This window comes from Streptomyces sp. NPDC020747, from assembly GCF_044334695.1.
Taxonomy (GTDB): domain Bacteria; phylum Actinomycetota; class Actinomycetes; order Streptomycetales; family Streptomycetaceae; genus Streptomyces.
Genome location: NZ_JBIRTJ010000010.1, coordinates 232,509 through 246,203, shown reverse-complemented (window position 1 = coordinate 246,203; position 13,695 = coordinate 232,509). Strand labels below are relative to the sequence as shown.

Genomic DNA, 13,695 nt, shown 5'->3' with positions numbered 1-13,695 from the left:
CACACCAGAGCCCCAATACGGAATCGAACCGTAGACCTTCTCCTTACCATGGAGACGCTCTACCGACTGAGCTATTGGGGCGAGCGATGAAGACATTACACGCTCGGCCACCGATCGCCCAAATCCGTTTCGCGGCACCTGCCCCAGCCCGTTCCGGGCCGCTCACGGGGCGTTTCACGCGCCCCTTCCGCACGACGGACCACACCGGTACGACTATTCCGCTCCTCCTCGATGCGCGCCGGTCGCCACCCTAGGCTCGACTCACGCTGCGTGATCTTGTGCCCCTCCTTCGCAGCCGCCTGTCCCCCTTCCGCAGCCGCCGCCGAGCCCCAGGAGCGCGATGCCCGACAGTCAGCCGCAGCAGCCCCACTCCTCCTCGTCCTCGTCGGGCTCCTCTGGCTCGTCCGGCCGGAGCGACGGCTCCGACCTGCTGCTCTGCGGCGCGCGGCTCACCGACGGCCGGACCGTGGACGTGAGGCTGGGCGGCGGGCGCATCGAGGCGGTCGGCACGGCGGGCAGCCTCACCGCACACAGCGCGCGCGTGGACCTCGCCGGCTATCTGCTCCTGCCGGCCCCGGCCGAGCCCCACGCGCACGGTGACACGGCCCTGTCGGCGGACGGCGACGGACCGGTGTCGTACGAGGCCCACGAGGTCCAGCGCCGTACGACCGAGGCGGCGTTGCTCCAGCTCGGGCACGGGGCCACCGCCCTGCGCTCGCACGTGCGCGTGGGCGATGTGCAGGGGCTGGGCTCGATGGCCGCGATGCTCCAGGCGCGGCGCGCGCTGCGGGGGCTGGCCGAGTTGACGGTGGTTGCGATGCCCCGGGTACTGACCGGGCTCGCCGGGGCGGACGGGCTGGCGATACTGCGGGACGCGGTGAAGATGGGCGCCTCCGTAGTGGGTGGTTGTCCAGATCTGGACCCTGATCCGACGGGATACGTGGAGGCGGTCCTGGAGGTCGCCTCGGAGCACGGCTGCCCGGTCGATCTGCACACGGACGGTGACGACCCGGCGCGGCTCGCACGGCTCGCGGCGATGGCCGGCGGACTGCGGCCCGGGGTGACGCTCGGCCCGTGCGGCGGACTCGGGCGGCTGCCCACCGAGGTCGCCTCGCGCGCGGCGGACCAACTCGCCGCGGCCGGCGTGAGCGTGGTCTGCCTGCCCCAGGGCGGCTGCTCGGGCGTGGACCGCCGCGGGACTGCTCCGGTACGGCTGCTGCGGGCGGCCGGGGTGCGCGTGGCGGCCGGGAGCGGCGCCCTGAGGGACGTGTCGAACCCCGTGGGGCGCGGGGACCCGCTGGAGGCGGCGTATCTGCTGGCCTCGCGGTACGGGCTGCGGGTTGGGGACGCCTACGACGCGGTGAGTTCGTCGGCGCGGTCTGCGCTGGGGCTGCCCGAGGTGCGGGTGGAGGCCGGGTTTCCCGCGGAGTTGCTCGCGGTACGCGGGGACCGGCTCGACGCGGCGTTGTCCCTGGCGTACAGCCGGATCGTGGTGCATCGGGGGCGGGTGGTGGCGCGTACGAGTGCGGTGCGGGAGTACTGCAACTCGGCCGTGACCGTGGCGTTGGACCTGCCTCGGCAGGGGCGGACGGGGCGCGCGGAGGAGCCGTCGTGAGGCCCGGGGTGTCCTGAGGCGGGTACCGCTTTCAGCGCGGGCACGTGCGCGTGGAGTCTGTTCCGGCTCCACGCGCACGTGCTGATGCTTTCGAAGTCCACCTACTCGTGGCCATCGGGTCGCCCGTGGCCGTCGAGTTCCGGACAGGCCGTCAGAAGCCGCCCAGCAGGCCCCCGGTGAACGGGCTGCCCGGGCCCCCGAACCCGTCCGCGGGTATCTCGGTGGCACCGGACGGGGCGCTGATGTCGCCCGCCTCGCCAAACTTGACCACCAGGGGGAGCCGGGTGCCCTTCGGGCCGTCCGCGAGGGCGGCGAGGTCTACGGAGACACGGGTCAGGTCGCCGTTCTTCAGGGAGAAGTCGACGGCGATCTTCTTGTCCGGGGCGTCCTTGAGATCCTCGTCGGTGGGCAGTTCGGCGCCCGCCGGAAGGTCGTCGGCCAGGGGCCGGAGCTTGTCGAGGAGACCGGTGAGCAGTTCGCGGAACGAGGCCTTGGCGACGATCCGTTCGACGCCGTCGCTGCCTCCCTCGTTGCTGAAGGTGACCTCGCGGGCCACGACTCCGCGTACGGCCTTGAGGATCTTCTGCTGGGTCCTGGTGTCGATCTCGCCGGGCCCACCGGACTTGTCAGCCTTGCCGCCCTTGCCGGCCCGGTCGAGTTCGCTGGTGTCGACCTTGACCCACTTGCCCTCGAGGACCTTCTTGAGCTCCTTCTCGCTCTCGGGGAGTTCGCCGGCCGACGGCAGCGGGAAGCCCATGACCTCGCCGAGCGCCTTCATGTCGGCGCGGTAGTACGTGTAGTCGCCAACGAGGCGGTACTCGGCCAGAACGCCGTCGGGCCCCGAGATCGTCACGCCCGTACCGACGAGATCCTTCTCACCCGAGTCGGCGAGCGGTTTCCTCGACTCGACGGACACCTTGACCCGCACCCCGGTGAGGAGTTCGGCGAGCTCGGGCGGCAACTCCTCGCCGGGCGCCGCCTCTCCGGCCAGCTTCGTGAGAGCTGAGGGCTTGGCGTCGAGCCCCAACTCGAAGGCCAGCGACTTCTTCTCGCCGAGCCCTTCGAAGGCGTGGTCGACCTTCTGACCGGCGGTGAGGTTCTCGACCGTGCCGCAGGCGGCCACGCCCGTGAGCAGAGCCGTGGTGCAGGCGGCCGCGGTGAGGGCCTTGCGCAGGACAGGGCGGTCGCGCGTGGCAGGGCTCATGCGCATCGCGAGGCTCTCGCGTGTGGTGGTGATGACGGTCTCCTTCATGACGCCGTGCGGCGTCCCCCCTCGTACACAGTGATCGTTGATGAGACCCACGAGTTATCCACAGGGTTGTGCGGCGAGTGGGGTCGTCCGGGCGTACGGTCGGAAACATGCGCATTGTCATCGCTGGAGGTCATGGTCAGATCGCGCTGCGGATGGAGCGGCTGCTCTCCGCGCGCGGTGACGAGGTGGCGGGGATCATCCGCCGTGCCGAGCAGGGCGAGGATCTGCGGGCGGCCGGCGCCGAGCCGGTCGTGTGCGATCTGGAGTCGGCTTCGCTGGAGGAGGTCGCCGCGCACCTGGAGGGCGCGGACGCCGCCGTCTTCGCGGCGGGCGCGGGCCCTGGCAGCGGGGTGGACCGCAAGAACACCGTGGACCGGGGCGCCGCCGTGCTCTTCGCGGACGCTGCCGCCCGGGCCGGGGTGCGGCGGCATGTGGTCGTGTCGTCGATGGGCGCAGATCCGGAGCACCCCGGGGACGACGTCTTCGACGCGTATCTGCGCGCCAAGGGCGAGGCGGACGCGTACGTACGCGCTCACCGGGGCCTGGACTGGACGATCCTGCGTCCCGGGATGCTGACGAGCGACGCCGGCACCGGGCTCGTACGCCTGGAGGCCGCCACGGGGCGCGGCCCCGTCCCGCGTGACGACGTCGCGGCGGTCCTCGCGGAACTGGTGGACACCCCGGCGACGGCCGGGCTGACCCTGGAGCTGATCAGCGGGTCGGCGCCGGTGTCCGTGGCGGTGAAGTCGGTGGCCGGGAACTGACCGGGAGGACGCACGCGGGCGTGGGGCGGTGATCGGCCGCCCCGCCCCACGAGCGCGAGGGGGAGGTTCCGTACCCGTCGAGGTACCCGCGCGCGGCTCAGGAGATCCTGCCGCGGAAGATGCACGACGTCTTCAGCACCGCCGAACGCGACGCGTTCGTCCCCCACTGCCTGGCGCCCGACGTGAACTGGCCGAACGTCGCCGACGGGGTTCGCCTGCACGGCCACAAGGCGGTATACGCCTACTGGGCAGCCCAGTTCGCAGCCGCACACCCCCTCGTACGACTGGAGGGGCTGCGCCTCGACGAGGACGGGCGGCGCGTGGTCGCCCTGGTGCGCCCCGGACTGCGGGACGCCACGGGCGAGCACTGGGCGGAGGAGCCGTCGAGCACGTGTACGCCTTCGGGGACTGGGACTGCGGCATCGGCGGGAGGCGGTGCGGGTCGGCAGGGCGCAGCAAGCCCGCAGCGCGGGTCAGAAGAGCGGCAGCTGGCCGGGGAACTCCGCGACGACGTACCCGTCCAGCGCCGGCTGCGCGGCGCCCAGCTCCGCCTGCCTGCGTGACCCGGGGCACGACACGAGCTCCCCGCTCCCCCGCGCGCCCGGCGGGTCGTGCCGGGCGAACCGCCCCGCGACAACGGCGATCTCGCGACGGCACTCGGAGCAGTTCCTGCGACGTGAGGACATGAACTCAGGGTACGAAGGAAGCGGGGGAAGGCCGGTGAGGCCCCGGCCAGGGAGTCGGCCGCCACCCCGCTCGCGACAGGGCCGGCGGCCTCGCGACAGGGACAGCGTCCAAGGCCCGCGCTCACCTTTGCGATCGCACCGCCCCAGACACGCAGAAACCCCCTCCGAACTGCAAGAACGCAGTTCTGAGGGGGTTTCTCTCAGCGTGGCGGCGCCAGGATTCGAACCTGGGAAGGCTAAGCCGGCAGATTTACAGTCTGCTCCCTTTGGCCGCTCGGGCACACCGCCAGGGTTGCTGCCGTTCGAACCGCTGTTTGGCGGCGCTCCGTGGCAACAACGTAAACGATACCCGATGCTCGGGGGTGCTTCGCCACCCGATTGATCGGCGCTCGGAGGGGAGCGGGTGGCTAGGCTTATGCGGATGCGGCCCGGGACCGAAGCGGTGCTCGACGGCCGCCACTACGCACCCCGATACAAGGAGCCACAGGACATGGCCGACTCCAGTTTCGACATCGTCTCGAAGGTCGAGCGGCAGGAGGTCGACAACGCCCTCAACCAGGCCGGCAAGGAGATCTCGCAGCGCTACGACTTCAAGAACGTCGGCGCCTCCATCTCCTGGTCCGGCGAGAAGATCCTTATGGAGGCGAACTCAGAGGAGCGGGTCAAGGCCGTCCTCGACGTCTTCCAGTCCAAGCTGGTCAAGCGGGGCATCTCGCTGAAGGCGCTGGACGCCGGCGAGCCCCAGCTCTCCGGCAAGGAGTACAAGATCTTCGCCTCGATCGAGGAAGGCATCTCCCAGGAGAACGCGAAGAAGGTGGCGAAGATCATTCGTGATGAGGGCCCGAAGGGCGTGAAGGCGCAGGTGCAGGGCGAAGAGCTGCGGGTCAGCTCGAAGAGCCGTGACGACCTCCAGGCCGTGCAGGCGCTGCTGAAGGGCCAGGACTTCGACTTCGCGTTGCAGTTCGTCAACTACCGGTGACCGCGTGCTCGTTGCGCGTACGTAGGACAGCACGAGGAACAGCACGAGGAAGGGTGGGCACCGGCGGTGCCCACCCTTCTCGCCTGCTGGCCGCGGTCTCGGGGGTGCGCGCTCAGTTGCGCGAGTTGCCGAACAGGAGGCGGTAGGCGATCAGCAGGACGAGCGAGCCGCCGATCGCGGCGGCCCAGGTGGTGCCGTCGTAGAACTCCTTGGTGACCGGGTGGTCCAGCCAACGGGCCGATATCCAGCCGCCGATGAACGCGCCCGCGACGCCTATCAGCGTCGTGCCGATGAAGCCGCCGGGATCACGGCCCGGCAGCAGGAATTTGGCGATGGCGCCGGCCAACAGCCCCAGGATGATCCAGCTGATGATGCCCATGCCGTGAACCTGCCTCTCCGTGCTGTGCCTGTGCTGTGATCTTTCTCCGGCCAGGCTGTGTTCATGCAACTCTCGTGGTGCCGATCGCGCGCTTGTTTGCTCGCTTGTTCGTTTGCTGTTGCCGGGGAGGACGTCGGCACGGCGGTGACCGGTTGCACTGATCAGTAGGGTGCGACCCATGGCACAGTCCGATTCCGGCCGAATCGGTTCGGCCCGGCCCGGAGCACCACAGCGCACGGCGGAGCTGAAGCGAACGCTCGGCGTCGGCGACGCCGTTGTCATCGGCCTCGGCTCCATGGTCGGTGCGGGGATCTTCGCCGCGCTGGGGCCCGCGGCACGGGCCGCCGGGTCCGGGCTTCTCCTCGGCCTGGGCATCGCCGCCGTCGTCGCCCACTGCAACGCCACGGCGTCGGCACGCCTCGCCGCCCGCTGTCCCGCGTCGGGCGGGACGTATGTGTACGGGCGGGAGCGGCTCGGGGAGTTCTGGGGGTATCTGGCGGGCTGGTCGTTCGTCGTCGGCAAGACCTCCTCATGTGCGGCGATGGCGCTCACCGTGGGCGCGTACGTCTGGCCGGGGCAGGAGCACGCCGTGGCCGTCGGGGCCGTGGTGGCGCTGACCGCGGTGAACTACGGCGGGGTCCAGAAGTCCGCGTGGCTGACGCGGGCGATCGTGGCGGTGGTCCTCGGGGTCCTCGCTTCCGTGGTCGTCGTGTGCCTCGCCTCCGGCAACTCCGATGCCGGGCGGCTGGACGTGGGGGTCTCCGGGGGCGTGGGCGGGGTGCTTCAGGCGGCCGGCCTGTTGTTCTTCGCCTTCGCCGGGTACGCGCGGATCGCGACGCTCGGGGAGGAGGTACGGGATCCGGCGCGCACCATTCCGCGCGCGATCCCGCTCGCGCTGGGCATCGCGCTGGTTGTGTACGCGGCTGTCGCGGTGGCTGTCCTCTCCGTGCTGGGGTCGGGCGGGCTCGGGCAGGCGACGGCACCACTGGCCGACGCGGTGCGCGCCGCTGGTGCGCCGGAACTCGTCCCGGTCGTACGGGTGGGCGCCGCCGTGGCAGCGCTCGGCTCCCTTCTCGCGCTGATTCTGGGTGTGTCACGGACCACGCTGGCGATGGCCCGCGACCGGCATCTCCCGGGCGCGCTGGCCACCGTGCATCCGCGCTTCCAGGTGCCTCATCGGGCGGAGCTGGCCGTCGGAGCGGTGGTCGTCGTGGTCGCCGCGACGGTGGATGTGCGGGGTGCCATCGGCTTCTCCTCCTTCGGGGTGCTCGTGTACTACGCGATCGCCAACGCGGCGGCCTGGACGTTGAGTTCGAGGGTCGTGTCGCGGATTGCGCCGGTGGTGGGGCTGGTGGGGTGCGTGACCTTGGCTTTCGCGTTGCCGTGGGTGTCGGTGGTTGTGGGTGCGGGCGTGTTGGGGTTGGGAGCGGCCGCGTACGGGGTGCGAGGGCGGCTGTCTCGTACTGAGCGCTGAGCGCTGAGCGCTGAGCGCTGAGCACAGGGCACGGGCACGGGGGCAGGCACCTGACACCGAAGGCTCCGCGCGGAGTGCGCGTGCAGGAGGTGCGGGTCGTGGGGGCCGGTCGCGCCCCGCGGCGGAGCCGCACATGTCACAAGCGCCGCGCCCCTGAAGCGGCGCCCCCCTCGAAGGTCGGACTCCTGGCGCTACGAAGCCCGCGCCGCCCCCGTGCGTATGCGGAAGTCGCCCCACGGCTCCAGATCCGCGCCGTCGTGGGACTCGTCGTACCAGCCCGTGCCGTCGAGCCAGGTGTGGAGCCAGGCCGTGAGGGTCGGCGCGTCCACGTACCAGGCGTGGTCGGCGTCGTCCGCGTTCGGCTCGAAGAGGAGGACGGTGGCGTCGGGGGTGCGGCAGTCCACGCAGGCGTACATGCCGCAGCCCCAGTGGGATATCGGCAGGACGCCCTCGGGCCAGGGCCATTCGGGGTCCTTGCGGCCGCTCTCGCGATGGGCGAGGTACTGCGCGACGACAGCGGGCTCACCGGACGGCGGGCTGTCGAGCAGGGGCAGCAGACCGTACTCCGGGCCGAATCCGCCGTCGCCTATCCGCAGATAGAGGGCAGCGAGCAGCGGCGGGACGGTGAAGCCCAGGGTGGACTCCGCGCGGGCCAGCGTCGCCGCGTCCACGGGCTCGGGGAGCGAAGGCCAGCCCCACGGCCGGGAGTTGCGCGCCTCGGCGGAGACACCTGCCAGCAGCTGCTCGATCTCGGTCATGCGTTCATGATGCAGGCTGCCACTGACATTCGGGCAGCCTGTGGATAACCCTCATTCGAGGCGGACCGCGATGCCGTTCTCCGCCAAGAATTCAAGGAGTTCCTCGAATGTCCAGGGCCGCTGACCTGTGCGCGGGACGAGGCCCAGGCAGGTGCGGGCGACCTGCGCGTCGTGCCAGACGAGGGTGAAGGGCCACCGGGCTCCCCAGCGGCCGCGGAGGCAGTCGGCGAGCGCGTCCAGCCCCCAACCGAAATAGCCACCGGGCCCGTTCACCGCCTCGCCCAGAGCGCAGAAGAAACCCGGCAGGTCGATGATGCGGCGGCCGTCGAGGTGAAACGTGCCGCCGGCTTCCGCGTCCGGCCTGTCCGGCTCGTGATGGTCCAGCGCCGTGCTCAGCCAGTGTCGGCGCCCCTCCACGCCGCACCGGGCCCAGAGACCGGGCTCGGTGGGGCGACCGCCGTCCCACAGCTCCCAGACCTCCTCGGCCGCGGTCGGGGGCCGTTCCGACCAGGGTTCGAGCGTAAGGTCCACCAGGCCGCGGCCGCGCGCGGACGGGATCCACGCGACGAGTTCACCCTCGACGGCGGACTGGACGGTGCGGCCGGACTCGTCGAGGCGTATCAGCCTGGCGTGTCCGAGGTCCTCCTCCCCCGCGTCCAGGGCCGCCTTGAGGGCTCCGCGCGGGGCGCAGCCGAGCACCCGCACGGACGCTTCGGCGAGGTCGGGCTGTCCGTCCGGAACGTGCGCCAGGTCCCGGCAGCCACCCCATGGTTCGCCCTGCGCGCCGAGCAGCCGGTAGCCCGGGGAGAGCGGCGGACACTGTGGATAGTCGTACGGGTTGTACGGGGACTCGCTCGCCTCGATCGTGATGTCGCGCAGCGACAGGTCACGTGCGCACGGACGGTCGCCGAGAACACGTACGTCCTCCAGGGACCACTCCTCGACCTGTGCGCCCTCCTTGTCGAGGATCTCCAGGGTGAGGGTGCCGAGGGGCGCCGAACCGTCGGCACGCGCGCGCGTGAGGGCCTTGTCCAGGTCCCCCACGGGAGCGCAGCCGATCAGTTCGTACGTCCCTCGCGCGGGAGGCGGCGGATCGCCGAAGAGGTTCTCGGCGTCCGCGCACAGGGCCCAGATCTCGTCGTTCTCGGCGTCGGCGTCGTACGCCGCCAGGGCGTACTTCGGCCGCCGCACTCCGGCGCCGCCCTAGCGGACCGACGACGCGAACGGCTGGTCCGTACTCACGATCTCGCGTCCCAGGGGGAACAGCGAGATCGGGATCAGCTTGAAGTTGGCGATGCCCAGAGGGATACCGATGATCGTGATGCACTGGAGGAGGCCCGTAACGATGTGGGCGAGGGCCAGCCACCAGCCGGCGAGGATCAACCACAGGATGTTGACAATGAAGGACGGCGCGCCCGCGTCACGTCGCTCCACCGTTGTCCGACCGAACGGCCACAGCGCATAGGCGCCGATGCGGAACGCCGCGACACCGAACGGAATGCCGATGATCGTGATGCACAGCAGCAAGCCCGCGAACATGTAGCCGAGGAACAGCCAGAAGCCGCTCAGGACGAGCCAAATGACGTTCAGGATTGTCTTCACTGGTTACGACCTGCCATCTGCTCGAGCCGGGCGATGCGCTCCGCCATCGGCGGATGCGTAGAGAACATCTTGGAGAGTCCCTGGCCCGGACGGAAGGGGTTGGCGATCATCATGTGGCTTGCGGTCTCGATACGCGGCTCCGGAGGCAGCGGAAGTTGTTTCGTGCCGGCTTCCAGCTTGCCCAGGGCGCTCGCGAGGGCCAGCGGGTCGCCGGTGAGCTGGGCACCGGACGCGTCCGCCTCGTACTCCCTGGAACGGCTGATGGCGAGCTGGATGAGGGACGCGGCGAGCGGGCCCAGGATCATGATCAACAACATACCCAGGATGCCGGGGCCGTCGTCGTCGTTGGATCGCCCGATCGGGATCAGCCAGGCGAAGTTGACCAGGAACATGATGACGGAGGCCAGGGCGCCCGCGACGGACGAGATCAGGATGTCGCGGTTGTAGACATGACTCAGTTCGTGGCCGATGACGCCGCGCAGCTCCCGCTCGTTCAGGATGCGCAGGATGCCCTCCGTGCAGCACACGGCGGCGTTGCGCGGATTGCGGCCGGTCGCGAACGCGTTCGGCGCCTCCGTCGGGGAGATGTACAGCCGGGGCATGGGCTGGCGGGCCTGTGTGGAGAGCTCGCGGACCATCTTGTACAGAGCCGGGGCCTCGAACTCGCTCACCGGGCGGGCGCGCATCGCGCGTAGAGCCATCTTGTCGCTGTTCCAGTACGCGTACGCGTTCGTGCCGATCGCGATGACGAGTGCGACGACGAGACCCGTACGCCCGAAGAAACTGCCGATGCCGATGATGAGTGCGGACAGTCCCCCGAGGAGTACGGCGGTCCTGAGCCCGTTGTGCCGGCGGTGCACGGTACGCCCTCCAAGTGGTGCGGCAGGGGAACCCTTTGCTTGTCGATCTCTGACGTCACTGGTCCGTGGCTCCACGGTCCAGTGGACCCTCCCGTACTGGTCAACGCCAGGCGGGAAGCACTAGTTCCCTTGTGCTCGCGGCGACGCGCGTGGGCCGTCCGGGTGACGAAGGGGGACATCGCACGCGCGCGTGGGCCTCGGATGCTCCACGCGCGCGTGCGCATGCTTCGGGGCAGCGGCGGTCAGAAGAGGCCGGTGTCGGAGAAGCGCAGGACCAGTTGGGGTGCTCCGGAGAGGGCGATGCCGAGGACGGCGGTCAGGGCGATCGCGGCCGTGAGAGGGGCCGGGACGCGGTGGGTCTCCGGTTCGCCCTCCGGGGCGCGGAACAGGAGGGTCGTCCACTGGAGGTAGTAGAAGAGCGCGATCACGACGTTGACGGCCATGACCACGGCGAGCCAGCCGAGGCCCGCGTCGACGGCGGCCGAGAACACGGTGACCTTCGCGAAGAGGCCGATGATGCCCGGCGGCAGGCCCGCGAGACAGAGCAGGAAGAAGCCCAGGACGAGCGCCGCGAGGGGCCGTGAGGCATACAGGCCCCGGTAGTCGCTCACGCGGTTCAGCGGCTTCGTACGGGCCACCAGGGCGGCCACCGCGAAGGCTCCGAGGTTCACCGCGGCGTACATCAGGGCGTACGCGACGGTGGAGCCGATGGCCTTCTCGGCGTCCTCGGAGTACGCGGCGGCGGCGATCGGCACCAGGAGGTAGCCGGCCTGGCCGACGGAGGACCAGGCGAGCAGGCGGACCGCGCTGTACGCGCGCGTGGACTGCTGCCTGAGGGCTCCGACGTTGCCGACGGTCATGGTGAGCGCGGCCAGCGCGGCGAGTGCCGGACCCCAGACGTCCGCGTACGACGGGAGGGCGATCACGGTGACGAGGATCAGCCCGGAGAAGCCGACCGCCTTGCCGACGACCGACAGGTAGGCCGCGACCGGGAGAGGCGCTCCTACGTAGGTGTCGGGTACCCAGAAGTGGAAGGGGACGGCGGCGGTCTTGAAGGCGAAGCCGACCAGAGTGAGGACGACGCCCGCCTGGGCGAGCGTCTGCAACTGGTCGTCGACGTTCTCGATCCTGGTGGCGATCTCGGTGAGGTACAGGGTGCCCGTCGACGCGTAGACGAAGCTGACGCCCATGAGGCTCACGGCGGTCGCGGTGACCGAGGACAGGAAGAACTTCAGGGCCGCTTCGGAGGACTTCCTGTCGCCGTGCTTGATGCCCACGAGGGCGAAGGCGGGCAGGGAGGCGACCTCCAGGGCGACGATCAGGGTCGCGAGGTCGCGGGAGGCGGGCAGCAGGGCGGCGCCCGCGGCGGAGGAGAGCAGCAGGAACCAGAACTCCCCTTCGGGGAGTTCCTTGTCGGCGTCCTTGAGGGCGGTCATCGACAGGAGTGCCGCGAGGAGTGCGCCGCCCAGGACGAGGAACTGGATGACCAGCGTGAACCGGTCTGCGGTGTAGCTGCAGACGGCGGCGTCGCCCGTCAGGCAGAAGGTGGAGCGGTCGCCGTCCAGGAGGGGCAGCAGCATGAGCGCGGAGGCGGCGAGTCCGGCGACGGAGACCCAGCCGAGCAGGGCCTTCCTGTTGTCTCCCACGAACAGGTCGGTGACGAGCACCACGAGGCCGACGACCGCCGCGATGGTGGGCGGCGCGATCGCGAGCCAGTCGACGGACTGGACCAGGGACTGGGCCTGGGAACTCATCGGGTGCCTCCTGAGAGGAGCTGCTGCACGGCCGGGTCGGTCAGGCCGAGGAGCGCCTTGGGCCAGAGCCCGGCGACGACGGTCAGGACGACGAGCGGCGTCCAGGCGGCGAACTCGTACGACTGGACGTCGGCGAGCTTCGGCCCCTCCTGCGGGACCGCGCCCATGCAGACGCGGCGGACCACGACGAGCATGTACGCGGCGGTGAGCAGGGTGCCGAACGCGGCGATCGTCATGAAGGTCAGGAACGCGGGGCGGCTGAGGCCGTCGGCGGGGTCGAACGCGCCGAACAGGGCCAGCATCTCGCCCCAGAACCCGGCCAGGCCCGGCAGACCGAGCGAGGCGACGGCGGCGAAGGCGAGCAGGCCGCCGAGCCGGGGGGCCTTGCCGTAGAGCGCGGCGCCGGTCTGCTGCGCGAGGGTGTCGAGGTCGGTCGTGCCCGTACGGTCCTTGAGCGCGCCGACCAGGAAGAAGAGCAGGCCGGTGATGAGGCCGTGGGCGATGTTGGCGAACAGCGCGCCGTTCACGCCGGTCGGCGTCATCGACGCGATGCCGAGGAGCACGAAGCCCATGTGGCCGACGGAGGAGTACGCGATGAGGCGCTTGAGATCGCCCTTCGCGCCCTGCTTCGCGAGGGCGAGGCAGGCGAGCGATCCGTAGATGATGCCGACGACCGCGAAGGCGGCGAGGTAGGGCGCGAACGTGTTCATGCCGTCCGGCGTGATGGGCAGCAGGATCCGGACGAACCCGTACGTACCCATCTTCAGCAGGACGCCGGCCAGCAGGACCGAGCCGACGGTCGGGGCGGCGGTGTGCGCGTCCGGCAGCCAGCTGTGGAGCGGCCACATCGGCGTCTTGACCGCGAGCCCGATCCCGATCGCCAGAACGGCGATGACCTGCACCGATGTGGTCAGCGCCGGGTGATTGTCAGTGGCGAGTGCCACCATGTCGAATGTGCCCGCCTTGATTCCGATCAGGAGCAGGCCCAGCAGCATGACGACGGAACCGAGCAGTGTGTAGAGGATGAACTTCCAGGCAGCGGCCTGCCGTTGCTCACCGCCCCAGCGGGCGATGAGGAAGTACATCGGGATGAGCACCATCTCGAAAGCCAGGAAGAACAGCAGCAGGTCGAGGACGGCGAAGGTCACGAGGGTGCCGGACTCGAGGACGAGGACGAGCGCCACGAATGCCTTCGGGGACGGGCCCGACGGCATTTTGAAATAGGAGTACAGCGCGCAGAGGAAGGTCAGCAGCGCGGTCAGCACGAGGAGGGGGAGCGAGATGCCGTCGATGCCGAGGTGGATCCGCACGTCGAGTGCGGGGATCCAGCTGATGTCCGTCGTGGCCTGCATCTTCGACGGATGGTCGTGGTCGAAGCCGAGCGTGAGGACGATCGCGGCGATGAGCACGGCGCCGGTGACGGTCACGCCGTGCCGCAGCGCGGCCTGTTCGGGCGACTTCCCCTTCAGCCCGGGCGGGGCCGGCAGGAGAGCCGCGGCGGCGCCGATGAGCGGGCCGACGACGATGAACGCCAGAAGGACCTGCATCACGGATTCACTGATATCGATCACG

Annotated in this window: 14 protein-coding genes and 2 tRNA genes; 5 read left to right on the top strand and 11 right to left on the bottom strand. The window is 70.4% G+C overall.

What is annotated here, in order from left to right; translation table 11 throughout:
* Positions 1 to 8 precede the first annotated feature (8 nt).
* Positions 9 to 81: transfer RNA gene (locus ACH4YP_RS26310), tRNA-Thr, on the bottom strand.
* A 259-nt stretch (positions 82 to 340) separates the two neighbouring features.
* Here ACH4YP_RS26310 and ACH4YP_RS26305 point away from each other — a divergent pair.
* The gene (locus tag ACH4YP_RS26305; RefSeq protein ID WP_398492861.1) at positions 341 to 1,615 is read left to right on the top strand and encodes an amidohydrolase family protein; all 1,275 of its coding nucleotides are present in this window, start codon (positions 341 to 343) and stop codon (positions 1,613 to 1,615) included.
* Positions 1,616 to 1,766: 151 nt separating this feature from the next.
* Here ACH4YP_RS26305 and ACH4YP_RS26300 read toward each other — a convergent pair whose 3' ends face one another.
* Positions 1,767 to 2,867, bottom strand: a complete 1,101-nt coding sequence (locus ACH4YP_RS26300) for a hypothetical protein (protein WP_398492860.1) — start codon at positions 2,865 to 2,867, stop codon at positions 1,767 to 1,769.
* 107 nt (positions 2,868 to 2,974) lie between these two features.
* Here ACH4YP_RS26300 and ACH4YP_RS26295 point away from each other — a divergent pair, with 107 nt between their 5' ends.
* A complete protein-coding gene (locus ACH4YP_RS26295) occupies positions 2,975 to 3,631 on the top strand; it encodes an NAD(P)H-binding protein (protein WP_361054547.1) in 657 nt (218 codons plus the stop codon).
* A gap of 119 nt (positions 3,632 to 3,750) precedes the next feature.
* Positions 3,751 to 4,194 carry a nuclear transport factor 2 family protein gene (locus ACH4YP_RS26290; protein WP_398492858.1) on the top strand — a complete coding sequence of 148 codons (444 nt, stop codon included), beginning with the start codon at positions 3,751 to 3,753 and terminating at the stop codon, positions 4,192 to 4,194.
* Here ACH4YP_RS26290 and ACH4YP_RS26285 read toward each other — a convergent pair.
* A complete protein-coding gene (locus ACH4YP_RS26285) occupies positions 4,105 to 4,317 on the bottom strand; it encodes a hypothetical protein (RefSeq protein WP_361054553.1) in 213 nt (70 codons plus the stop codon). The two genes, ACH4YP_RS26290 and ACH4YP_RS26285, sit on opposite strands and share 90 nt — an antisense overlap.
* A gap of 206 nt (positions 4,318 to 4,523) precedes the next feature.
* Positions 4,524 to 4,605 (bottom strand) — tRNA-Tyr (locus ACH4YP_RS26280).
* A gap of 202 nt (positions 4,606 to 4,807) precedes the next feature.
* Here ACH4YP_RS26280 and ACH4YP_RS26275 point away from each other — a divergent pair.
* Positions 4,808 to 5,296, top strand: a complete 489-nt coding sequence (locus tag ACH4YP_RS26275; RefSeq protein WP_055614648.1) for a YajQ family cyclic di-GMP-binding protein — start codon at positions 4,808 to 4,810, stop codon at positions 5,294 to 5,296.
* A 112-nt stretch (positions 5,297 to 5,408) separates the two neighbouring features.
* Here ACH4YP_RS26275 and ACH4YP_RS26270 read toward each other — a convergent pair whose 3' ends face one another.
* Positions 5,409 to 5,675, bottom strand: coding sequence for a GlsB/YeaQ/YmgE family stress response membrane protein (locus tag ACH4YP_RS26270; RefSeq protein WP_361054556.1), 267 nt, complete (start codon positions 5,673 to 5,675; stop codon positions 5,409 to 5,411).
* A 178-nt stretch (positions 5,676 to 5,853) separates the two neighbouring features.
* Between ACH4YP_RS26270 and ACH4YP_RS26265 the strand changes: the two genes are divergently transcribed.
* A complete protein-coding gene (locus ACH4YP_RS26265) occupies positions 5,854 to 7,149 on the top strand; it encodes an APC family permease (RefSeq protein ID WP_361054559.1) in 1,296 nt (431 codons plus the stop codon).
* Positions 7,150 to 7,340: 191 nt separating this feature from the next.
* On the opposite strand, the gene ACH4YP_RS26260 is transcribed toward ACH4YP_RS26265, so the two are convergent.
* The 6 genes from ACH4YP_RS26260 to ACH4YP_RS26235 all read right to left on the bottom strand — a co-directional run bounded on the left by ACH4YP_RS26260 (position 7,341) and on the right by ACH4YP_RS26235 (position 13,694).
* Complete coding sequence (locus ACH4YP_RS26260; protein ID WP_361054562.1) at positions 7,341 to 7,907, bottom strand: SMI1/KNR4 family protein; 567 nt, start codon at positions 7,905 to 7,907, stop codon at positions 7,341 to 7,343.
* A gap of 51 nt (positions 7,908 to 7,958) precedes the next feature.
* Positions 7,959 to 9,098 carry a barstar family protein gene (locus tag ACH4YP_RS26255; protein WP_398492854.1) on the bottom strand — a complete coding sequence of 380 codons (1,140 nt, stop codon included), beginning with the start codon at positions 9,096 to 9,098 and terminating at the stop codon, positions 7,959 to 7,961.
* Positions 9,099 to 9,110: 12 nt separating this feature from the next.
* Positions 9,111 to 9,509 (bottom strand): YccF domain-containing protein, encoded by a 399-nt coding sequence (locus tag ACH4YP_RS26250; protein ID WP_361054567.1) that lies wholly within the window; start codon positions 9,507 to 9,509, stop codon positions 9,111 to 9,113.
* Positions 9,506 to 10,369 (bottom strand): zinc metalloprotease HtpX, encoded by an 864-nt coding sequence (gene htpX, locus ACH4YP_RS26245; RefSeq protein ID WP_200397698.1) that lies wholly within the window; start codon positions 10,367 to 10,369, stop codon positions 9,506 to 9,508. The genes ACH4YP_RS26250 and htpX overlap by 4 nt, the downstream gene beginning before the upstream one ends.
* A gap of 242 nt (positions 10,370 to 10,611) precedes the next feature.
* Positions 10,612 to 12,123 carry an NADH-quinone oxidoreductase subunit N gene (locus ACH4YP_RS26240; RefSeq protein ID WP_398492852.1) on the bottom strand — a complete coding sequence of 504 codons (1,512 nt, stop codon included), beginning with the start codon at positions 12,121 to 12,123 and terminating at the stop codon, positions 10,612 to 10,614.
* Positions 12,120 to 13,694, bottom strand: a complete 1,575-nt coding sequence (locus tag ACH4YP_RS26235) for an NADH-quinone oxidoreductase subunit M (protein WP_398492851.1) — start codon at positions 13,692 to 13,694, stop codon at positions 12,120 to 12,122. The genes ACH4YP_RS26240 and ACH4YP_RS26235 overlap by 4 nt, the downstream gene beginning before the upstream one ends.
* Position 13,695 lies beyond the last annotated feature (1 nt).

What these genes read in the sequence shown, in the direction of transcription:
- ACH4YP_RS26305 (WP_398492861.1), top strand. Translation starts at nt 341, where the DNA reads ATGCCCGACAGTCAGCCGCAGCAGCCCCACTCCTCCTCGTCCTCGTCG.
- ACH4YP_RS26240 (WP_398492852.1), bottom strand. Translation starts at nt 12,123, where the DNA reads ATGAGTTCCCAGGCCCAGTCCCTGGTCCAGTCCGTCGACTGGCTCGCG.
- ACH4YP_RS26270 (WP_361054556.1), bottom strand. Translation starts at nt 5,675, where the DNA reads ATGGGCATCATCAGCTGGATCATCCTGGGGCTGTTGGCCGGCGCCATC.
- ACH4YP_RS26300 (WP_398492860.1), bottom strand. Translation starts at nt 2,867, where the DNA reads ATGAAGGAGACCGTCATCACCACCACACGCGAGAGCCTCGCGATGCGC.
- ACH4YP_RS26265 (WP_361054559.1), top strand. Translation starts at nt 5,854, where the DNA reads ATGGCACAGTCCGATTCCGGCCGAATCGGTTCGGCCCGGCCCGGAGCA.
- ACH4YP_RS26295 (WP_361054547.1), top strand. Translation starts at nt 2,975, where the DNA reads ATGCGCATTGTCATCGCTGGAGGTCATGGTCAGATCGCGCTGCGGATG.
- ACH4YP_RS26275 (WP_055614648.1), top strand. Translation starts at nt 4,808, where the DNA reads ATGGCCGACTCCAGTTTCGACATCGTCTCGAAGGTCGAGCGGCAGGAG.
- ACH4YP_RS26290 (WP_398492858.1), top strand. Translation starts at nt 3,751, where the DNA reads ATGCACGACGTCTTCAGCACCGCCGAACGCGACGCGTTCGTCCCCCAC.
- ACH4YP_RS26285 (WP_361054553.1), bottom strand. Translation starts at nt 4,317, where the DNA reads ATGTCCTCACGTCGCAGGAACTGCTCCGAGTGCCGTCGCGAGATCGCC.
- ACH4YP_RS26260 (WP_361054562.1), bottom strand. Translation starts at nt 7,907, where the DNA reads ATGACCGAGATCGAGCAGCTGCTGGCAGGTGTCTCCGCCGAGGCGCGC.